21 protein-coding genes are annotated in these 22,098 nt (G+C 39.9%); 10 read left to right on the top strand and 11 right to left on the bottom strand.

Going from position 1 to position 22,098, the window contains the following annotated elements; translation table 11 throughout:
* Positions 1-8 precede the first annotated feature (8 nt).
* The 4 genes from FNH22_RS06420 (at position 9) to FNH22_RS06435 (ending at position 2,932) form a co-directional block, all read left to right on the top strand.
* Complete coding sequence (locus FNH22_RS06420) at positions 9-467, top strand: ATPase (RefSeq protein ID WP_143397514.1); 459 nt, start codon at positions 9-11, stop codon at positions 465-467.
* Between the two features lie 17 nt (positions 468-484).
* A complete protein-coding gene (locus FNH22_RS06425) occupies positions 485-1,420 on the top strand; it encodes a universal stress protein (protein ID WP_143397515.1) in 936 nt (311 codons plus the stop codon).
* A gap of 149 nt (positions 1,421-1,569) precedes the next feature.
* Entirely contained in the window at positions 1,570-2,367 is a 798-nt protein-coding gene (locus tag FNH22_RS06430) for an SDR family oxidoreductase (RefSeq protein ID WP_143397516.1), read from the top strand.
* Between the two features lie 295 nt (positions 2,368-2,662).
* Positions 2,663-2,932, top strand: a complete 270-nt coding sequence (locus FNH22_RS06435) for a hypothetical protein (RefSeq protein ID WP_143397517.1) — start codon at positions 2,663-2,665, stop codon at positions 2,930-2,932.
* Positions 2,933-3,476: 544 nt separating this feature from the next.
* Here FNH22_RS06435 and FNH22_RS06445 read toward each other — a convergent pair.
* The 3 genes from FNH22_RS06445 to FNH22_RS06455 all read right to left on the bottom strand — a co-directional run bounded on the left by FNH22_RS06445 (position 3,477) and on the right by FNH22_RS06455 (position 7,438).
* Complete coding sequence (locus tag FNH22_RS06445; RefSeq protein WP_143397518.1) at positions 3,477-4,565, bottom strand: serine hydrolase; 1,089 nt, start codon at positions 4,563-4,565, stop codon at positions 3,477-3,479.
* Positions 4,566-4,795: 230 nt separating this feature from the next.
* The gene (locus FNH22_RS06450; protein WP_143397519.1) at positions 4,796-5,737 is read right to left on the bottom strand and encodes a PD40 domain-containing protein; all 942 of its coding nucleotides are present in this window, start codon (positions 5,735-5,737) and stop codon (positions 4,796-4,798) included.
* Between the two features lie 279 nt (positions 5,738-6,016).
* The gene (locus tag FNH22_RS06455; RefSeq protein WP_143397520.1) at positions 6,017-7,438 is read right to left on the bottom strand and encodes a sulfatase-like hydrolase/transferase; all 1,422 of its coding nucleotides are present in this window, start codon (positions 7,436-7,438) and stop codon (positions 6,017-6,019) included.
* Positions 7,439-8,011: 573 nt separating this feature from the next.
* On the opposite strand from FNH22_RS06455, the gene FNH22_RS06460 reads away from it, so the two are divergent.
* From FNH22_RS06460 to FNH22_RS06470, 3 genes are all read left to right on the top strand, one after another.
* Positions 8,012-8,884: an AraC family transcriptional regulator gene (locus tag FNH22_RS06460; protein ID WP_143397521.1), complete on the top strand. Its 873-nt coding sequence runs from the start codon at positions 8,012-8,014 to the stop codon at positions 8,882-8,884.
* Between the two features lie 277 nt (positions 8,885-9,161).
* A complete protein-coding gene (locus FNH22_RS06465) occupies positions 9,162-11,354 on the top strand; it encodes a hypothetical protein (RefSeq protein WP_143397522.1) in 2,193 nt (730 codons plus the stop codon).
* Positions 11,355-11,401: 47 nt separating this feature from the next.
* Positions 11,402-12,451: a mannonate dehydratase gene (locus FNH22_RS06470; protein ID WP_143397523.1), complete on the top strand. Its 1,050-nt coding sequence runs from the start codon at positions 11,402-11,404 to the stop codon at positions 12,449-12,451.
* Positions 12,452-12,542: 91 nt separating this feature from the next.
* Here the strand turns inward: FNH22_RS06470 and FNH22_RS06475 are convergent, their stop codons facing one another.
* The 8 genes from FNH22_RS06475 to FNH22_RS06510 all read right to left on the bottom strand — a co-directional run bounded on the left by FNH22_RS06475 (position 12,543) and on the right by FNH22_RS06510 (position 20,128).
* The gene (locus FNH22_RS06475) at positions 12,543-12,974 is read right to left on the bottom strand and encodes a GNAT family N-acetyltransferase (RefSeq protein WP_143397524.1); all 432 of its coding nucleotides are present in this window, start codon (positions 12,972-12,974) and stop codon (positions 12,543-12,545) included.
* A 245-nt stretch (positions 12,975-13,219) separates the two neighbouring features.
* Complete coding sequence (locus FNH22_RS06480) at positions 13,220-13,942, bottom strand: DUF3471 domain-containing protein (protein ID WP_143397525.1); 723 nt, start codon at positions 13,940-13,942, stop codon at positions 13,220-13,222.
* Positions 13,943-13,953: 11 nt separating this feature from the next.
* Positions 13,954-14,655, bottom strand: coding sequence for a serine hydrolase (locus FNH22_RS06485; RefSeq protein ID WP_143397526.1), 702 nt, complete (start codon positions 14,653-14,655; stop codon positions 13,954-13,956).
* A gap of 330 nt (positions 14,656-14,985) precedes the next feature.
* Positions 14,986-15,609: an FMN-dependent NADH-azoreductase gene (locus tag FNH22_RS06490; protein WP_143397527.1), complete on the bottom strand. Its 624-nt coding sequence runs from the start codon at positions 15,607-15,609 to the stop codon at positions 14,986-14,988.
* A gap of 65 nt (positions 15,610-15,674) precedes the next feature.
* Positions 15,675-16,256: a Crp/Fnr family transcriptional regulator gene (locus FNH22_RS06495; protein WP_143397528.1), complete on the bottom strand. Its 582-nt coding sequence runs from the start codon at positions 16,254-16,256 to the stop codon at positions 15,675-15,677.
* 39 nt (positions 16,257-16,295) lie between these two features.
* Positions 16,296-18,002 (bottom strand): beta-N-acetylhexosaminidase, encoded by a 1,707-nt coding sequence (locus tag FNH22_RS06500; RefSeq protein WP_143397529.1) that lies wholly within the window; start codon positions 18,000-18,002, stop codon positions 16,296-16,298.
* A gap of 493 nt (positions 18,003-18,495) precedes the next feature.
* Positions 18,496-18,927, bottom strand: coding sequence for a hypothetical protein (locus tag FNH22_RS06505; RefSeq protein ID WP_143397530.1), 432 nt, complete (start codon positions 18,925-18,927; stop codon positions 18,496-18,498).
* 199 nt (positions 18,928-19,126) lie between these two features.
* Positions 19,127-20,128, bottom strand: coding sequence for a YhdH/YhfP family quinone oxidoreductase (locus FNH22_RS06510; protein WP_143397531.1), 1,002 nt, complete (start codon positions 20,126-20,128; stop codon positions 19,127-19,129).
* Between the two features lie 135 nt (positions 20,129-20,263).
* On the opposite strand from FNH22_RS06510, the gene FNH22_RS06515 reads away from it, so the two are divergent.
* From FNH22_RS06515 to FNH22_RS06525, 3 genes are all read left to right on the top strand, one after another.
* Positions 20,264-20,590 carry a helix-turn-helix domain-containing protein gene (locus FNH22_RS06515; RefSeq protein ID WP_143397532.1) on the top strand — a complete coding sequence of 109 codons (327 nt, stop codon included), beginning with the start codon at positions 20,264-20,266 and terminating at the stop codon, positions 20,588-20,590.
* Between the two features lie 252 nt (positions 20,591-20,842).
* Positions 20,843-21,292, top strand: a complete 450-nt coding sequence (locus FNH22_RS06520) for a hypothetical protein (protein WP_143397533.1) — start codon at positions 20,843-20,845, stop codon at positions 21,290-21,292.
* 365 nt (positions 21,293-21,657) lie between these two features.
* Positions 21,658-21,936 carry a hypothetical protein gene (locus tag FNH22_RS06525; RefSeq protein ID WP_143397534.1) on the top strand — a complete coding sequence of 93 codons (279 nt, stop codon included), beginning with the start codon at positions 21,658-21,660 and terminating at the stop codon, positions 21,934-21,936.
* The last annotated feature ends 162 nt before the right edge of the window (positions 21,937-22,098 follow it).

The following is a 22,098-nucleotide window of genomic DNA, read 5'->3' on the forward strand; positions in this document are numbered from 1 at the left end:
AAAACACTATGGAAATTGATGTATTGCCATTAACTCTTGCATTCATAGGCGTAGGCCTGCTTGTAGGACTACCAGGATGTGGAAGCGCTATGGGCACAGCAGTAGGTGCTATGACCACCGTTGGGGCCCTGAAAAAAAATCCTGACGCCTTTGGCTCCTACATTGTACTCAGTGCCTTGCCAGGCACACAGGGATTGTACGGATTTGCAGGCTTTTTCATTCTCCAGGACCTTATCAGCGCTGAAATGACATTACTACAGGGAGCAGGTATTTTGGGAGGAGGACTGGCACTGGGACTGGCAGGGCTTTTTTCAGGGCTCTACCAGGGTAAGGTCTGTGCTAACGGAATAGACAGCATTGGTGCTGGTAATGATGTTTTCGGACGTACATTAATTCTTGCTGTATTTCCGGAATTATATGCTATCATAGCTTTTGCAGCTTTGTTTTTAATCAGAGGAATACTCTAAACTTAAACTACACAACTATGGATCTGCAACACTTAAAAGACACTCGTTTTAAAAGAGCGCTGGCAGGTCTGGATTTGACCGTCATGGATGATCATGTAATACGCTATGCGGCCATGATCTGCCAGGTAATGTCCATCGAAAAAATGTTTTTTGTACATGTGGAACAATCGCTGGAACTACCTGAAAAAGTGCTCAAAGAATACCCTGATCTGCTGGCCCCTTTAGATGAAAGTATAAAGGGAGATCTACAAAAAAAGATCAATCGATATTTTGCCAATGTCCCGGATACGGAGGTGATCATAGAGGTAAAGGAAGGCAATCCTATAGATAAAATTCTGCGCCTTACGGTCATCAAAGAGATTGACCTTATTCTCATGGGCAGGAAAATAAGTCTGAAAGGTTCCGGTATTGCTTCAAGCCGTATTGCCAGAAAGTCTCCCTGCTCTCTGCTACTGATCCCTGAAGATCCGCCTGAAGTGATTGACAATATCCTGGTGCCTTCAGACTTTTCCGAGCACTCGGCACTGGCACTGGCCTATGCTGAACGCATTGCGGAAAACACCCAAGCAAAGGTATCTTGTATAAACGTATACAAAGTGCCCTCGGGATACCATACTACCGGGAGAAGTCACCAGGAATTTGCCGCCATTATGGAAAAACATGCCAGCAATGATTATAAGGACTTTTTGAAGAAATACCAGCTAAAAGAAGATACTCCATGTCATTTCATGCTAAATGATGATGGTGACCCCTCCAGGTTTTTATATCAGCATAGTACCTCGGCTGGGATTAACCTCATCCTTATAGGTTCTCGTGGACGTACATCCGCCGCAGTAATGCTGATTGGAAGCCTGGCAGAAAAATTAACCTACATGGACCGTAGTATTCCCCTGCTGATCATCAAAGAAAAGGGTGAGAATATGAGTTTTATTGAGGCTCTGATGCGGATATGAACCATCCAACTGCGGATATCCGGCACACAACCTGCACCAGATTGCCTTTCAGCGGCTGAAGGACGTAGGATCTATTGCTTTTATCGTATATTGAGGTTAATTAAAGCCGAAAAGACTACTGGTCATAAGGTCGCTCAATCTCTTCTAACATGAAAGTTGATGGAAAAATAATATGGATTACAGGCGCCTCCTCGGGTATTGGTGAAGCGCTGGTATATGAGCTGATCAGAAAAGGGGCTTATCTTATTATCTCCGCCCGCAGAAACTCCGAACTGGAGCGTGTCAAAGCGAACTGTCCTGTCTTGACCTGTGAACAAATCAAGATATTGCCATTAAACCTGGCGGAGCATGGCACATTTAAAACTGCTACCACGGCTGCCATTAACTATTTTGGCAAAGTAGATATACTCATCAATAATGGAGGCATCAGTCAGCGATCACTGGCTATGGAAACAGATATAGAAGTGGACCGAATACTGATGGAAGTGAATTACTTCGGTACCATCGGATTAACCAAATACCTGTTACCCCATTTCAAAGAAAACGGCGGTGGTCAGATTGCCGTAGTTTCCAGCCTGGTAGGAAAGTTCGGAACACCTTACCGGTCGGGTTATTCAGCTTCCAAACATGCACTACATGGGTTCTTTGATTCACTAAGGGCTGAAGTTTATAAAGATAATATCAAAATAACCATGATATGCCCTGGCTTTATACATACCAATATCTCCGTCAATGCCCTTACCGAAAAGGGTGAAAAGCTCAATGAGATAGATAAGGCACAGGCCAATGGTATGCCTGCCGAAGTATTTGCAAGGAAGATGATCAGGGCCATTATATCCAATAAAGAAGAAGTGAATATCGGAGGCCGTGAAAAATACGGAGTGCTTCTGAAACGGTTCTTACCCTCACTATTCAATAGGATTGTCCGAAGGGCAAAAGTGAGGTAATCAACTACTATTAAAGAAATAACGTCAACAATTCTATTCCATTATTTATCAGTATTAAACCTGCATGATGTAGCCGGACAAAGAAGGAACCTTGAAAGATGGTATCGCAATAATAACTAGCAGTATAGCAGATATAACCGGAGTTTCCAACCTTCATCCGGTCAATAAAAAAATCAGAATTTGATTTAGGATATATTAAAGTCAATTATGGACTATTAGAAAGGACAATTTAAAAGCAGACATCTTTTTATTTTAATTCATTGAATAACAGAGTCTTATATTGTATATTAAATGAGTGACTGTATTCGAACTTTTTGAAATAGACCATAACGGTTTACGCACTGACCTGGGTGTAACGGACAGATTAGAATTTGCCATTAACTGGGCCAGGTTATTTCTTAATTCCGATGCACTGTATTTAGGAAAAGAAATTGCAGATTATGACAACGTTTGTGAGGAGTTTGAAACAGCGGATTCTGTATTCCTAATGACCGACCCTATTGCTGTACATGGCGTAGTCGTCTTTAAAAAGACTATTAACGAGCCTCATTTTCATGTGAGATAATGTATGAATGACGTTTTCAGGCCGTTGGTTAAGTTTATTAGTAGCGATGAACTTTCAAGAGCCCCACCAAAGTAGAGAAAATCACGCGCGTGAAAATACCTACTATTAGAAGCATACTCTCTTTACTCGTGTTTCAATTCTTAGGCTGATAGATTCTACAGGGCAGAGGTTTAATTTCTACAAGAAAAACTTAAAGACGGACATCTCCTTGAGGGGACAGTGTAACGGCTACATGTTTTTTAAATAATTCTAACGCAGTCACGGCAGAATCAGCGGGTTCTAATCCCCACATGACCTGTTTATCTCTAAAGCTTGATTCCCAAAATTCTGTCATATTCTATATTATCACCTTCCATGTCTCTGCGGTTTTGCTTTTGGCCAACGCCAAGCTAAAATCAGCAGACTGCCGTGTATTAATTTCGTTAAAAATATATGGATCCATTGCCCTTTGCAAGTAGCTTGTCAGCCAATGGTTTTGAGTGAATGAACCTGTGAAGGTCAGGCTATTGGTTTTGGGATTCACTCACATAAGGTTAGCAGGCATTTATTTTAGTGAGGCTAGAATTTTACTCATAATGTTATACGATCTCCGGTGCGCATATCTTTGTCCGTATGCGCTGGATGTTAATGCAATGACCATTTCTTCTTTGGGAATGACGATCAGATGATTACCCCCGTTTCCGGACGCAAACAGGTAGTCCGTATTTTTCCCTCCAAAAGTCCTTCGGGATTTATACCACAACATGCCGTAAGCGTCTGCGTAAGGGTTGTCCTCGGAAAGGTCATGGGTTGCATCCGATAATTTCTTGATATAATCCGGATCAATAATTTGTGTGCCCTTCCATTTTCCCTCGTTTACGACCAGTACTCCAAGTTTAGCAAAGTCCAATGTTGACAGATACAAATTACCGGCAGCCCCGGTCTGATCTGCAGCATTCGTATACCAATAAAACTGCTTGATCTCTAAAGGGCCAAACAGTTTTTCCCGGGCATAATCTTTAAGGCTCATTCCTGAAGTCTCTTCGATTACAGCAGAGATCAGGAGCGGATTGATATCTGCGTAGACCCACTTTTTTCCTGGTTTAGAGGTTAAAGGAACGTTAAGAAGGTAGTCCTTCCAATGGTCTCTTGCAATCCAATTCACAGCGTGGCCCGTAGTCTGGGGCCTGTCCGAATCCGCATCCAGCCCTGAAGACATATCCAGTAAGTGTTGAAGTTTAATTAGCTTGTAATGCTCTTTAAGAGACGGATACCTTTTTCCAGGAAAAAATGAATAAACATCCTGATCCAGGTTCTGCACCAGCCCATCTTTCAGGGCTATCCCCAGGAGTAAAGCCGTTACACTTTTTCCTGCTGACCTGATATCATGAATGGAATTCCTCCAAAAAGTATTAAAGTATTCTTCGATGACTATCCGGTTGTTTTTTATAACAACCAGCCCCCTAAAATCATTTGGAGGGGTGTCATTTATGTACTTTAAAAGGTTTTCAATGGAGTCTTTGTCAAAGCCTGCATCTTCCAGGGACGCAAAAGGTAGTCCGGGAACCGGTTGCCTCAGCTTATCCTGTGGTTGTGTTTGTCCGTTAGAACAAGAAAACAAGCATATACTCAGTACCAGGGTCAATGGCCTCATATTGTCAGGTTAGTTTAAGGTTCGTTTCACCCAAAGACAGCATAGAGCAAGGTTAGTTGCACGATCCAATAGTAATGAATTACTTGATTTGCCAATGGCAGTTAACGATGAGTAATGAGTACGCTGATAATAGCCGATTGGAAGCTCGATTCGTGTCAGTCTACAATAGGATAACGATCCTTAAATTGGCCACTGCCAGGGCATTATTTTTATACGTTGCTCACAATGGCTTATTTTCTTTTAAGATCAAAAATCACATCCGCATTTACCCAATATACTTCACCTTTGGTTACCCCCTTCCATCCACTCTTTGGCGGATCACTATACCTTCTTGAAAAGAAAAAATACTCGCCATCGGGCGACATGTAAGGACAACAATATACCCATTCCTGGTTTAGCGGTTCTTCGAAATTAACAGAGGCCAATGCTTGCCATTTGTCTTGTACTTTAAATGATACGTCAAACCCCTTTTCTTCAGTAGAAGTATTTGCAATAATCAAAAAACTTTCATCGGGTGACACATAGGTGCTACGGGCGGTTTCTTCAGAATTTACTTCCGGACCAATATTTACAGGTGTGTCAAATTTTCCATCTCCCAAATATTGGGCCCGATAAATATCCCGTTTACCAAAACCTCCCGGACGGTCAGACTCAAAGTACAGACTTCCATCCGCAACCACTACCGGATAGGATTCCGCATACTCTTCTGTTGATATTGGGTATTCAACTTTTGAGGCAATCTGCCATTGTCCCTCTATTTTTTGACTTCTATAAATATCCGGATAAGAGTTATTAGAACGATCTTCCGGATTAATCCCAAGAAAATACATTGTATTTCCATCTTGAGTAATTGACGGGTCAATAGCTACGGAACCAGCCTCCTGGTCAGCATACATTTGAATGGGTTGTGGTGCAGTCCAATTCCCATCCATTAATTCAGAATGATGTATAACAAAGCTTCCATCAATGATCCTTGTAAAAAACAACTCGTCAAAAGAAGCGTTAAACACCGCATTAATTTCTATATCATCCGTATTCACTATGGATGAGGCAAATAATTTAGGTGTGATACCGGGTAGCTCCTGGTCCAAATAGGAATTATGGGAGCTGGTAGGTTGACAGCTTTGCCAAACAAAAGTAATGATTGATAAGAGGTAATATCTGCTGTTCATATGGCTGACTTAAATAGTTGCTAACGCCCCTTAATACGTAAGGTTTCATGAGAACCTGGTACGGTTCATAGATCCTATCATAGAAAAACCTGGAAGGCACGGTCCATACTCATTCCCGGTCAATTAGGCTCATCCATGAAACATTTTTAAACTGCATTAATAAGATCGCAGGATAATTGTATTTTGAATTGTCGCAGACCATCGGATCATATGTTTAGTAGCTCGTCAAAATACATTGATTTTCTTTTGGGGATATTGTATACTGACCATTATACAATACTACTTTTTCGGTGGTAAAGATCGTTTTCGTTCATTTTGCCATTTTTCCTCTTCCTTCACTACATTTTCAGGGTGTGGATCAACCCACCGAGGTGCTAAATTTTCAGTATCCCAGTTCATATAAGTTTGTTCCAGCTCTGCCAATACATCGGGAAACTGAGCTGAAATATCGTTCCTTTCATACCTGTCTTTTTCCAGATCAAACAATAACGTTTTGCGCTTATACGCACTTTTATACAATTTGAACTTCCCTTTCCGCACGGCGTATTCAAAACCTCCGACGGATCTCCAAAACAGTGTCTCATGAGGTGTTTCTTGACGCTCTCCGGATAAGTAAGGCAATAAACTGATTCCATCAAGCTGTGTTTCTTTAGTAAGGTCAACACCACTAGCATCCAGAAATGTAGGAAACAGATCCAGTGAAATAACAGGCTCATCATACGTCTGATTGTCTTTTAATCCGTCAGGCCAGGTGATAAAAAAAGGAACCTTAATACCTCCTTCAAACAGCATTCCCTTATGTCCCCGGTTAGGCCGGTTATCAGCAAATTCTTTCCTTCCTCCATTATCACTTAGAAAAACAACAAGGGTGTTATTCTTTATGTCATTGGCTTTTAATGTTGAATCTATTCTTCCAATGCCTGCATCTACAGCATTTACCATAGCGGCGTAAACACTCCTGCCACCATATTCGATATGCCTGGTTTTTTCCAGGTACTCTGCGGTAGCGTGGTCCGGAGCATGAGGAGCATTATAAGCCAAATACAAAAAGAATGGATTGTCATCTTCCTGCGTTATAAAATGTATCGCCTCATTGGTAAAATCATCGGTCAAATAGCTTAATTCCTCCTGAGGAACTTTAGTATGGTTCCTGAAAATGGTCTGCAACGGAGAGGTTGGAATCCCCCAAAAATTCATATTTCCTCCTACAAAGCCAAACCAGTGATCGAACCCTTGTGCTAATGGTTGTAAATCGGGATGGTCTCCTACATGCCACTTTCCAATAGCCCCGGTACGATATCCTTGCTCTTTTAAAGCCTCTGAAATCATTTTTTCAGATGGAGGAGTTCCGATGGATGAATCGTTGGGTTCGCCATAAGGGAGATTGCAATCATGGCCAAATCGAGCTTGATAGCGACCTGTCAATAATCCGGCCCTGGAAGGACTACAGTAGGGGTGAGAAACATACCCATTTTTAAAAACGACACCTTCACCGGCCATCCTGTCCAGGTTCGAAGTTGGAATATCCGTTGCTCCGTTGAAACCTACATCCGCCCATCCCTGATCATCGGTCAGGATGATAATAATGTTTGGTTTTCCTTTCTTTTCCTGAGTAATATTTGTTTTATCATTCCTGGCCCCATTTGAACACGAAAGAAAAATAAAAGATAAAAGAATAAGGAAGGGAAATTTAGGAGTCATAAGTTTAACATGTTAGTTCAAAGTAATGGACACTACAACTTGTAATGATCAAAATAATGTTTTTTAAGCATCTATTTTTCCAGTATGCCTGAAGCCTTTCTTTTTTTACCTAAATCAGGTTGTTTCATATTCATTTGAATTCGAGATAAGATTATCTTCAACTCAAAAACTATTCAAATTTAATCATAGTATTTGATACGTCATTCATGCGTCATTTTGTCCAATGAACAAATCATATGCATTTTAATAACTCATTTTATTATATTCCATAGTATCATATGGTTTATGGCAAGTGGAGTGTCATGTAGCCCGGACCTGCAAACAACGGTTGGCTATGATGTGCGGGGACAGGACCGTGATGAACTGTCCGACAGCACAGAGCCGCGTCATATTTTGAATATAATTCCGGCCCGTAGTAGATAGAAATCCAAGCACAAGGTGTATTTAGCTATTAACATTTTTCGTTACTTCTACCTTTTTTGAATGAATATTAACGTTGTTTGTTCTTGCCATTTTTGATAAAAGTCAAAGCTTTACCGTAATAAATGTTATCGATAGTAAGCAGACCGCAAAATGAAAGCCTCGTATTATAAAATAATATTTGATAAAGAAACGCCGTTTCGATGTACTTATATAGACCTTCCTGTATTTGATCACCCATGGCATTTTCACCCTGAACTTGAGCTAACCTTAATTCTTGAAAGCGACGGGATTCGGTATATCGGAGACCACACGTCCAGGTTTAAAGAAGGGGATTTAGTGCTAGTGGGCTCAAATTTACCGCATTTATGGTTGAACAATAAAACACTTCCGTACAACAAAGCAGGAAGGAGCCGGAGGATCACACTTCAGTTTCCCGAAGATTTTATGGACAGAATTTTTAAAGATGCCATAGAATTACAACCCCTGATACAGCTTTTTAAACTGGCTGAAAGAGGCATCTCTTTTACTGAAAAGACCAGCAGTCAAATTTCTCCACTTTTACTGGACATCAACAAAAAGAAAGGGTTGCCAAAATGGGCAGCTGTATTTGACCTTTTGGCCCAATTGACAGAAGCCAGTAACTACGACCTTTTGGCCAGCCCTGGTTACTTGCCGCAATTTACCAACAGGGATTGTGATCTTATGAATCAAATATTCCGGCACATCAGAGATAATATTGAAAATAAAATTACGCTTCGGGAAATGGCAGATATAGCTTGTCTGACAAAGCCTTCCTTCTGTCGCTTTTTTAAGCAGAAGACCTCCAAATCATTTTTCACCTTTTTGAATGAATATAAGATAAACAATGCCAAAAGGATGTTATTGGAAGACAAACGCATCCCAATAGGCTTAATTGCACAGAAATCAGGGTTTCCAAGCGTACAGCATTTCAATTCGAAGTTCAAAGAACTTAACAACGAATTAACGCCTTCCCAATACAAAAGAAGGGTAAAAGGAATTTGAAACTCTTCTGGTTTCCCAGGTCTGTTTTCCAATTCATATTCACATGAAAAATTAACTGCAAAACTTATGTTTTGTAATAGTACCAGGCTTCCCACCCAAAACAACTAGTGAATATTCATTCATAATTGGAAAACGCCACATAAAATCTAAGATCACCTACGGGTTATTTTTGCAGAGATGCGAAGCTAATGTTATAACACAGGGAGATGTTTTATGCTTCAAAACCCAACGGCTCTAAACAGATCATTGGACTTATTGGCAACTAATTTAAAATGAAATGAATACGTACAGATTAATTCTACTGGTTTTACTCATCATTATTTCTACAAATCAAGGATCTGTGGCACAGGAAGTATTCACTCCTGCCCATCCTGAATATTATGTCATGGACAGAGAAGACATTACTTTTGATGATGAGCATTTGATTCTATTCAATCACCGGGGGTTTATATCTCCACGCCAATATAGTGTAACCCAATTTACCAATGTTTGGTTTTTGCCTTTTGGTGCGCCACGTTATGAATTTAATCTGAATTTTTTTGACAAAGGTACAGGCCGTTTAATCGAAGACGATGTTCCAACAAAATGGAAATCCTGGATAGATGATGGTGGGAGTTACGATCCTTTAGGTTCAAATTTCCGTCCTAATTCGCCATCCATAATGGTTACTCAAGATGAAAAATGGCAACCTAATCTGTATGAAAGGGCCGCTACTTTTCATAAAGAATATAATAAGGAGTGGGCCAGTTTTTCCGCCCGGAGCTGGACCAATGTATCTTTTGATGATAATGAAGTTTTTATAAAACTTATGCTTACTAACCGTAATTCTAAAGTTCTGGAGATGACCCTTATTCCAAATCAGGTAGCGGAGATTATAGAGCGTTATTCTAAAAAAGGAGCAGTGGAAGGTTCTAATAAAGCAAAGACAATAGATGCATTTACTTTAGGCAGTGAAATGGCCCATGTTCGCATATCTTCTTCAATAGAAAAAACGAGCGATAAAGGCTTCGAAATTAATATAGGCCCTGGTGAAACAGAAACATACTATTTTGCAGTAAAGTTTTACAATCCACAAAATGCAGCTCCGGCGACCACCCAGTCTGACATAAAGGAGAGAATGCAAAAAGCCGATAAAAAGACACGGGATATGCTGTCCTGGGCTTATAAAAAACTTCCAAAGTTCTCAAGCTCCAATAAGCAACTGGAGAAGTATTATTATCGCTGCATGTTATCTGTTTTAATGAGTCGTTATGAAAACCCAAGTTATATTTCAGATGTGTTTTGGGCAGTAGGTACGTGGCCTTACACCATAAGCTGGGACACATCGTATGCCTCGGACCTAATTGCGATGTTAGACCCGGAAAGTCTAAAAAATGCCATTTTAACAGACTTTGAACAGGTACAATTAAAAAGGACTTATGTAGGCTGGAACGGCGCACACTGGGATATCTTATACATCCAGGAACCTTTTGCACTTCAAATAATGATTGAAGCTTACATTCGGCACACTGGAGATTATTCTATTTTTGATCAAAAAGCAGCAGGCGTATCAGTGTGGGAATGGATGCAGCGTTGGGTAAATGAGCTTCAAGATAATTACACTAACGACCTGGGGCTAATAGATGTAGGGTATAACACGGAAAAAATAATAGAAATTCGTACCGACGGATATAACCACGCAGTGCCAATTACCAATACTTTAACGATAGATTTATTATATACCATGTCTGATTGGGCAGCTAAACGAAATGAAAAAAAGTTGAAGCAAACCTATTTTAAAGATGCGGAAAAGCTTAGAGAATTAGTAGATAAGTACATGTGGAATGAAACACTGGGATGGTTTGATAATTACTACCCTGACGGCACAAAAGGCACCATTTGGACGTATCACTTATTTGATCTGTTAGGAACTGATTTTCTTCCGGATCATCAGGCATATAAATTAGTGAGTCACTTACAAGAAGGTGAGTTTCTCGGTAAATACGGTGTGTATTCTATTGCCCGCAGAGACACCGTCCATTGGGATTTAATAGACTCGGATTGGGGGGGCGGTGGCCAGTATGCCGGTATGCCAGGGCGTATTTCGCGTAACCTGTATCAAAAAGGTTTTGCAGGTAAAGGTTGGGATATTCTAAAACGTACTATCCGGTATGTTGATCATTTTCCGTACTTACCGCAAAATCCGCGTATTGATGCGCCAGAGCAGGATCGTTCGTCAATGCCATTAGAAATTTCAGCAGGCGCCGGATGGGAAGCCATTGTTTTTGGAACTTTTGGAGTAAAAATGGAAAAGGACACATTAACCATAAAGCCTTTTAACCATGAAGATATCGGAGAAGCAACGTTAAAAGACATTATTTGGAAGGGAAGAAACTTTGGTGTAAAACTAACCCGCAAAACCTTTTCTGTCTATGAAGGTGATATGCATCTTGCTACGAAATTCTATGGGGAATCCGTCACCATCCACTAACCTGCAGAAACCACCATAAAGCCCGGGTTAACAATCTTAAACTAAACATGAAAAAGTTATTAAAATCAGCAAAATGGGCAGACCTACCCATGCGTCCGGGATTTGGTTCATTCATGCATCCAACAGAAGAGAAGCTGACACTTATTAAGCAATTAGGGGTTGATGATATTATTCTAAACATGTATAGAAATGACCTAATTGATACCAATTTTGATTCCTTACCGCTTCCCGGAGACTGTCAATGGGAATATAAAGATCTATTAATGCTTCGTAATAAGGTTGAGAATGCAGGCATACGATTATTGGCCCTAGAAAATATACCCTTTTCTTTTTACGATAAAATAATGATGGGACAATCCGGCAGAGAAGAGCAATTAAAGCATGTACAGGAAACTGTTTATAATATGGGGAGCGCTGGTATTCCTGTACTAGGTTATGGATGGACTCCCACAGGTGTTTGGCGTTCATCTACTACCTATAGAATTAGAGGGGGTGCTGAATCTATGAATGTAAACCTGGATGATTTTAAAGACGCCCCACTTTCTCATGGTCGCGTCTTTTCGGAGAACGAAATGTGGGACTACTATCAATATTTCCTGGAAGGGGTGTTACCGGCTGCTGAAGAAGGAGGCGTTACTTTAGCACTTCATCCAAACGATCCTCCGGTACCGGGTTTAGGCGGAGTACCGCAACTGTTCAGAAGTTTTGAAGCTTATAAAAAGGCAATGCACATGGTTGAAAGTGAAAATCATGGTTTACAATATTGTTTGGGTAATTTTTCCGCAATGGGAGAGGACATCAATGCAGTAACCGAGCATTTCGCAAATCAGGATAAGTTGATATATGTGCATTTTCAAACCATTTCTAATTCTCTTGCCAATGGCAATACCAAATTCAATGAAGTTTTTATCGATATGCCAGGGTATTATGACCCTGTATCCGTACTCAAAAAATTCAAAGAAGTTGGCTTTAGTGGTATGATCATGCCAGGGCACGTTCCAAAGATGATAGGAGACCAATCCTGGGAAGAGCGTGGACGATCATTTACCATTGGGTATATAAAAGGTATCATAGCTGCTTTGAATCACGAAGTTTAAAACTGAATAAAATATTAGCTACAATTTAATCTGACATTCAGGGGTTCAATCATGGCTAATTCACTTTATGGCTCGTGGCGTCTACCAGCTTCTATCCAGCTTTGTTTTCCAGCCTGAAAAACAGCGTAGGCTTCCCTTCTACTTCCTTTTCTTCCTCGAAATCCATCCCCAATCTTTTGCAGACATTGACAGACCCTGTATTTGGCTTAGCCATGGTTGCGATCAGGTAATCAAAATTCAAATACTTGAAAGCATACTGTACCACTTCTTGCGAAGCTTCAGTAGCGTATCCGTTTCCAGTATGCTCAGGTAATAATGCGTAAAGCAGTTGCGGTTGATCCTCATCAAAAAAGCACCAAAGACCAACATATCCCATATAATTTCTATTGCTTGAATTGATTATTTTCCACAACTCCCAATTATCCTGGTTAAACCTTTCTTCCACTTCTTTGATAATGTCAGAAGAAAGAGATTCAGGAATTTCCTGATTGTCCCATAAAAACTCTCTTACGGAAGGATTTATATTCGTTTATGGAAAATTTCCAAATCGCTCCTATTCATTGGAATAAGCATTAGTCTGCCGGTTTGTAATTTCATATCTATACTTGACCAACGAGGCTCAGTGTATCGCTAAAATGAGATTTAAGTAGCTCACTATATTTAAACTTCATGATGTATTAGCCTTCTGCTACAAGAACAAATTGCTTCAATCTCAAGGGCTTAGTTCGCATATTATCTCAGCGTTGGTTACCCGCTTTTTAGTATTTTTCATTCAATTTTTGAGGCCTCAAATCGTTGAACCTTAAAACCTGTCACCTTTCCTTTCTCCATTACAAAGTTGAAATATTCTCCATTCGTTCTTTCAAAAAAGGTGCTATCTGTTTCAGGAAGCACGAAAACTGGATCATCTAAAAATTCACCGGAAAGTTCAAGACCATTATCTTTTATAGCTATCTCGGCCTCTCCTAATTCAGGAAAGTGATATTTACCTGCATAATTCTGAAGTTCCTGATATGATTTTTCTCTGATGACTCTTGTCTTTGGTTCAATACCAGGTAAACCATATTCTGTAGCTATGCTAAGCATTATTTCTTGTATAATACTTCCATTGTCTGAGTTAACCATTATTACAACTGCCCGGGGAGTATCATGCCATGCTACAAGACGAGCCCTAAATCCTTCATCAGCGCCTCCATGTCCAAAAGTATGCTCACTAACCCCCGGGCCGAGACCATGATCGTTCTTCCCTGGCGTAAGCATTTCATTAACTGTTTTCACCTTCAATAACCCATCTTTCTGCGTTTGCTGTATCTCTTGGATTTCTTTGGCCCACAGTATAAGTTGTGAGGGGGTAGTCCATAGACCGGCTGCGGCCATTTCAGGATATATTGGCCATTTCCCTTCTACCTCAGCCCCGTTGGCCCGATAGCCGGTGGCAGCAATGGAATGATACTGTTCAGGCAGTGGGTTTTCAAAAGTACTTGTGGTCATTCCCAGAGGGTCTAATACATTAATACATTAGACTGCATAATTTCCGGGAATGGCTCTTTTTCAAAGTCTGTAATCATTAACTGCATAATCGTATACCCTCCACCAGAGTACATCCAACTTCCACCAGGTTCTTTATAGACACGAACTGAATCTGTATTTCCTTTCCCATCTAACACTTCAGATACACCAGGTATTGTATCCCCCTTATCATATCCGGGAAATCCCCAAACGGTCAATCCCGCCGTATGATTCAATATTCTTCGGGTGGTGACCTTTTCCTTTTCTGTAAACTCATTTTCGGGCAGCTTCCAGCTTGACAGGTAATTATTGACATTCGAATCCAAATGGATTACACCTTCCTCCGCCAGTTGGTGAGCCCTGAGGGCAGCAACTGGCTTGCTTATTGACCCGGCAAGGAACATTGTTTCAGTTGTTACCGGACGGTTTTCCGAACTATCAGCCATTCCATAACCTTTAGCCCATTCAATTTGCCCCTCATTAATTACAGCAATGCTTACACCTGGAATACCAAGCTCCCTCATTCTTTCTTCAATCGTATAGTTTGCTATACTATCTCCTTGTATTTGGAGATTGGGCTGAAGGCCATTCTCTATTCTGGAGATTCTCTCACTTAATAGTTCTTGGTCCTTTTCCGGTTCAGGGGAACAATTTACCAGAATTAATAATATCAGCAGAGTATTCAGAGGTTTCATATTTTTTGTGGTTTTGGTGCATAACACTTAGTATAAAACAGTAGCAGATAAAATGCGATACCGATTTATATTGAAAGATAAGTATTTAACACAAAAGCGGTTTAAGTAAATTCTCAAACCTCTATTGGTTTTATGTATGGTTCCGTATTGGGATAATGGGCTTGGAGGATACCTGGGTCAACTACACCTGCCATACCACTACAGCATACAGCACACCCTGTATCTCCAATGAGGATAAAGTTGTCCGTCACCACTCCGCCTAAAATGTGTATAGCTCTCCACACAAACCATAAGATGATAGTATCCCACCGGGGCTATGGGACTGTTTTATCACATCTCACCAATCTTTCGATATATTTCCCGTTTAGAATTTTCAAATATTTCTCCGCCAAACTCTTCGTTGTCCAGTGAAATTGTGGTAATGTCGTTTATACCCATTATCCCAAATACAAACTTCAGGTAGGTTGTCTGGAAATTCATATGTTCGTTTTTTTCGTTTACCCCGTAGCCGGTATCACCTCTGCTGGATAATATAAACAGTTTCTTGTCTTTGAGAAGACCTACATAGTCTCCATCGGGTTCCCCGGAACGAAATTTCCAGGTTTCGTAGATCCGCATAAGTTGGTCGATATACGATTTTAATCCGCTTGGTATTGACCAGTTGTACATGGGCGTTCCGATTACGTAAATATTGTGTTCCTTGAATTCTTTGACCAATTTGTCGCTGAACTTAACCCCGGATTGATTTTCTTCGGTTCTGTCATGTGGTGTAATAAAAGCACTTGCAATCCATTTTTCATCAATCGGAGGAATTTGTTCCAGCCCAACTTCCCTGTAAGAAAAATGGTCGTCCGGTTTTTTCTTTTTCCAGTTCTCTACAAAAAGCTGCGTTAGCTTTCTACTATGCGATCTTTCATTTCTCACACTTGCATTAATAATAAGTACTTTGTTCATTTCTCTTGATTTTCGAGTTATGATACAAAGCTCGTTATCGGAAAAATTAAAAAAATTGACCTAGTTCAATAGGGTTTATTTTTTGTTCGAATCCTACTTAAAAACTCGGCAGAGATCCCCAGGTAAGAAGCAATTAAATATTGCGGCATTTTATCCGCTACTTCAGGATAGTTTTCCAAAAAATCGAAATAGCGTTGCTCTGCATCAAACACGTTGTTGAAAACAATTCTTTTTTGTAAGCTCCCAAGATAATTCTCAAGAATAATCCTGAAAAAGCGTTCAAGTTTTGGGATTTGCTTCAACATTTCTTGAAATGAATCATATCTGATTTGTAGTAATTCAGTCTTTTCAATCGCCTGAATATTATACATTGAAGGACTTTGCTTTTGAAAACTCTCTATATCCGTCGCCCACCATTGATCAATGGCAAAATACAGAATTTCCTCTTTACCATTTTCGGAGTTTATGTAAAAAGCTTTTAGTGCTCCTCGAATAACAAAATTGTCCGTTCGACAAGTCTCTCCGTTTCTCAGCAGGTAGTCTCCTTTTTCCAGTGTTTTTTCAGTCCAGAAATTCTTAAATATAATTTCTTCTTCAGTGTCTAGCTTAACATATTTTGAAACGGATTTGATCAAAGGTTCCTTCATCCAATTTTTTTGTCAACATTGAAGGTGAAAAGCTCAAAATCAGTTTTCTGATTCATCGCTGTTTTTGAACACATGTTTAGCGTAGTTGATGTCTAATGCATGGTATATACTTTTAAAACTCCCTAGTCTCAACTTAAAATCGGGCCAATTATTACTTTCTTTCGGCGACCACAAAACTTCTGATAAGGCGGTCATTCTTGGGAAAAACATATATTCTGCATGTTCTTCAGAATCAATATATTCTGTCCATAAGTTAGCTTGCCCTCCTAAAATATATTTTCGTTTGTCTTCTTCCAATTCTTCAGGGATCGGATCAAAGGCATACACTTTTTCAACCGGCAAAAAGCCCCCAATAGCCAGGGGCTCCTGTTCTCTGTCTTCTGATTGATAATGATCAAAATAGCAATGTGAATTAGGACTCATAATTACATTGTGATTAGCTCTTGAGGCGGTGATACCTCCTTCATTACCACGCCACGACATTACTGTAGCATTAGGGGCCAGACCACCTTCTAAAATTTCGTCCCACCCGATAATATTTTTGCCCTTACTATTTACAAATCTTTCAACGCGTTTAATGAAATAGCTCTGCAATTCATGTTCATCTGCCAGGCCTTCTTCCTTTTTTCTTTTTTGGCATTGCGGGCACCTTTTCCAATTTTCCTTCGGACATTCGTCTCCGCCAATATGTATATAGTTGGAAGGGAATAATTCCATCACTTCCCGGAGCACATTTTCGATAAAAACAAAGGTTTCTTCGTTTCCTGCACAATACACGTCATTATAAACGCTCCATGATTCCTGTACTATCTTAGGCTGACCGTTGACCTGTGCTCGTTTCGAAACCTCCGATATCCTATCATTGGGAACTATAGAAGGTTCTGAAGGAAAACAACTCAAAAAAGGATAGGCTGCAATAGCCGCACTACCATGACCAGGAAGTTCTATCTCAGGAATTACCGTAATATGCCGTGAAGCGGCATAAGCAACAATATCCTTAATTTCTTCCTGCGTATAAAATCCGCCATGTTTTGTATTATCATTTGCGGTTCCCGGAAAAGGGCCAACAATGGTGCCGTTTCTCCACGCTCCAACCTCTGTTAATTTCGGATATTTTTTTATTTCTATTCGCCAACCCTGATCTTCGGTTAAATGCCAATGAAAAGTGTTCATTTTATGTATGGCTAACCAGTCGATGTATCTTTTGACGAATTCGACGGAGAAAAAATGCCTTGCTACATCCAAATGCATTCCCCGATAGGCAAATCGCGGAGCATCTTTAATCATAGTAGCAGGAATGGTTAGCTCTCCTGTACTTTTTGCAGGTCCTGTTTCTGAGGGTAATAATTGACGCAAAGTTTGTATACCATAAAACACTGCCCTGGGAGTTTTACCTGAAATAATAACCTTGTCATATTCCACCAGTAAGTTGTATTCCTCTTCTAACGAAAGTGACGTATCTAATTCCAAATAAATATTTCCATTTCCCTTACTATCGAAAGTAATCGTTTGTCTGCTGACAGAGCTAAGCAATTCAGCCAGATAGTTACCTTCCGAGACAAGCCCTTCATCTCCCGATACCTTTGTCTTGCCATCTATACTATACCGGCCATCCATCATTTGTAAGGATTGTGGTTTCGGAATGATCAGGTAATCTTCCGGGGTATTGGGTATTTCTTTTAACCTGTTAGTGCAAGAGTACAGGGTAAAGAGGCAGGTCAGCAGGAATAGAATATTTTTGATCATTTTATAGATACCTTTTTAGGTTAGTTTTCATAATCACACCCGGGAATTCGGTAAACGTACAAATTTGTCCGTTTATTTCTCTTACCTACGGATCCGAATCCAGCAGATGGTGATTTCCTGCCATTACTTATACAAGATGTTGTGTTGCGTATTTATTAAACCCCTGGAGCGCATTTTAAGCAAAACGTAATGGGTTCCCATTTTCCTTGTTAAGGGTTGAGCATTTAGCATTTGCAATGTGTATATTTTTGCTACACTTATTTTGATTAACTTCAATGGTAAAGTTTTGAGACATCAAACCCTAAAAGCTAACTCTAAAAGTACACTCGGAGTAAGAATCCTATTCCTGAATCAGCACGCATGACACTGTCGCTCTAGGCACGCAAGATAAGGGACGCCAGAAAGTAATATTCATAGTGGCGCAGTTTCCAAGAAGCACAGAAGCTCAATTTGCACTGAATCCACATTCATTTCATGGCTCATGTTAAAGACTTTAATTTACCATTTCTAAAAGTTCAGAAGCCCATTCTAACTGCTCAGCTGATTTTTCAACAAATTCAATTGATTTTGTATCCATATATTTTCCATCCGGCGTTATCCAACGTATCATCTTGCCACCCCAGAAATAGTACCTGGATTCCTTTAAGGTGGTTTTGTTATCATCGTAATCCGGCTGAGTAGGAGGCATATTATAACTAAAGTCTTTCCTGAATATAAAGCAGATTTTATTGTTGAGATAGTAATATTCAGACTCAGATTGCCCCATGTGTCCGTAATACTTTGCCTTAATTAGCCGAACTTCTTTGGAGTCCTTAAATGCGGTTAGTTCTCCACCTTCGGATGAATTCTCAAAATCATCTTGGGTTAGTTTCTTGTAGGTTGATTTATTATCCTGTGTTTCCTTATACAGCTTTCTGATTTCCATGATTTCGTCCGCTTGACTGAAAACAACTATACTAAGAATTAAGAATAAGAAACTCAGGAAAGTCTGCTTCATGAAAGTCTATTGTCCGTAACAATTAAGTAAACGTACAAATTTGTATGTTTATTTCTCTTACCTACGGATCCGAATCCAGCAGATGGTGATTTTCTGCCATTACTTATACCAAATGTTGTGTTCCGTATTATTCAGCCATTGCCAAAACGGTTCTCCCCTTTAGCTTTCCGTCAAGCATTCGTTCAATCTGATGCTGTATCCCGTCAAGGTCAATTATGCTGCAAGTATCGTCTAATTGTTTTGGTTTCCATTCGGAGGCTAACTTTTCCCATACCTTTGTTCTATATTTCATTGGGTAGTTTTGAGAATCAATTCCAATGAGTGTAACACCCCTCAGTATAAAAGGAAAAACGGTTAAGTCTATTTTTGGTGATGCGACATTACCACAACAAGTCACTACACCGGTCGAACTTGTGGATTTAATAATGTTTTCAAGAATTACGCCTCCTACGGTGTCTATTGCACCGGCAAACAGAGGTTTCAACAATGGCTTTTTATCAAAACTTTCAATCTCACTTCGCAATACTATTTCTTTTGCACCAAGGTGAATCAAATAGTCCTGTTCTGCCTCTTTTCCCGTTATTGCCACCACTGAATAACCCAGTTTACTCAATATCGAAACGCTTAATGCACCAACTCCACCCGTAGCGCCGGAAACCACTATTTTCCCATCTTCCGGTTTTATCCATTCTGTCAGCCTTAATACGGACATCCCTGCTGTCAATCCGGCTGTCCCATATATCATGGCTTCCTTCATAGTCAATTGCTCAGGCAATTTCACTGCCCATTCGGATGGAACTTGAATATATTCAGCAAATCCGCCATCCGTATTCATTCCCAGATCATAACTGGTAACAATTACTTTTTCTCCAGCTTTTAGTGTTTCACTGTTCGATTTTTCTATTATTCCTACGGCATCAATACCTGGGGTATGGGGATAGTTTCTGGTTACTCCTTTATTTCCTGTAGCCGACAATGCATCTTTATAATTTAAGGAGCTGTAGTGCACTTTGACTAAAATCTCATTTTTGCTTAAAGGCCTGAATTCCATTTCTCTGACCGAACCGATGTAATTACCCTCTCTCTCTTCAACACGAAATGCCTTAAACGTAGAATTATTCTGTTCCATCTTTTATCTCTTAATTTGGCTTATTTTTGAGTAAATGTCAGAAGAAATATTTCGCTGATCAATAACGTACAAAATGTTAGCATACGAACATTTAATTCCGTTTTTAGCGTTTTCAAGATTTTAAGGGAAGAAAAAATGAAAAAAAGTTATTGCCCGATTGATACATTTATAAATGTGCTCAAAGGAAAACGAAAAGCAACCATCATTTTACACCTTTTTCAAGGAGATAAAAGATATGGTGAACTGGTTAAATTATTAACAGACATCAGCGAGCGTATGCTGACCAAACAGCTTAAAGAATTAGAAACGGACGGCTTGATCAACCGGACTGTTTTCCCTGAAGTTCCGCCAAGAGTTGAATACAGCTTAACAAAACTTGGTAAAGAAATCCACCCTGCTCTTAAGGGGATGTATAAAGGAGGCATTCTTTTTGAAAAAACTATGGATGAACCTCAGCATTAATTTTTGATATTGCTCTGTCGATGTGATGCGGCTTTCCAATGTGCCATACGATGGTAGCCGGTAAGACGTAGTAACCTACTTCTGGGAGGTTATGCATTTTATCCATTGTTGTTATTACAAATCCTATTCCTAAACCGATAGTATAACGCTACCGCTAGATGCTTGCCAGGGCGGGTATTTTACGAATGAGTCAGTAAGAAAATTCTATTCAACAGTTCAGTTATATTTACACCGGACCAACTTAAGCACATTATGAAGCCCAGAATGAAAAGTTATGGAAAAGCCAAAAACGAAATACTACATCACCTGGCTAAAGAAACAACAGCGGTAAAAGTGCTTGCAAAAAATATGGGGATGAAAGCCAGCCTGATCGAATATTTGATAGGTGAGCTGTCCAACTACGGTTTAGTGTATTCAACAGGCCACTCAGAAAATATTAGCGCATCAATCACTCCAAAGGGCAGAGTATTCATCGACAACAATGGATTCCCGGAAACTCTGACAGCAGTTTGTGTAGAATACGTTAGGAGTAATATTGCAACGATCTTATCAATAGTCGCCATAGCAATTAGTGCATTAGCTTTGTACAATGGGTGGAGCAGAGAGAAAACAAAATCCCGATGGTCAATCATGCCACCAACACCTCCCCCCTCGGAATCATCCTTCCCTGATAGCCTGGAAACCGACCAATATTCTCCTTAACGATCTTTTTATCCTTATATATGCTTTTTTATTGTCATTGCCCGATCAAAAGGGAAGCAGGTCCAGACTCAATCTCCGTTTCCCTGATTTGTAGTCATTCGCGCCATCCTTCAACTCATTACCAAACAGCCTATTATAAATCAAAAAGCTTAACAGTCATTATTGGGCACAAAAAAAGGCATTAGTTATATCAATGATAACTAATGCCTTAGAATGAGCCCCCAGTCGGCTCAGGATAACCCTATTTTAAAGCAATCAAGACCTACCTGTAAAGTTTTCCTGTTGAGTTCAGCCAACTATCTCCCCCTTTGCCTATCTCCTATTCCCTACTTACCTTTAATTAAAACATCACTTGAAATGTGTCGATGATGAAATATCCACAGGACTTATTGCGGAAAATAAAACCAAAGCATGTCTATAATCTAGCGATAGCTATGTTAGTGGCATTGTTGCTCCATGCAATTTTCTATAAGCCCCGGGTAAGACAATACTATTCTGAAGAAAAAGGCCAAGACGGCCAACCACCCATTAATGATAATCACCCTCCCTCTTGTTGTGAAGAAGGGGGTAAACCACTAGGTGACAAACTAAAAAAAACCGGAGGAACAGCACAAGGAGACAGCCACCCCATAATGCCGGAATGAAAAAATCTCAACAAAGTTAAAAGGAGTTTGTTGTCATTGATATTACAGGTATGGTGGTCTATTCAATGTTAGGTGACATGGGGTAGGCCGCTTTTTATTAGTATTGAAGAATGAAAAAATACCTCAACGACCATAACCCCATCTTTAGAGAAAGAGTAGAAG

It is taken from the genome of Fulvivirga sp. M361 (genome assembly GCF_007097395.1).
Taxonomy (GTDB): domain Bacteria; phylum Bacteroidota; class Bacteroidia; order Cytophagales; family Cyclobacteriaceae; genus Fulvivirga.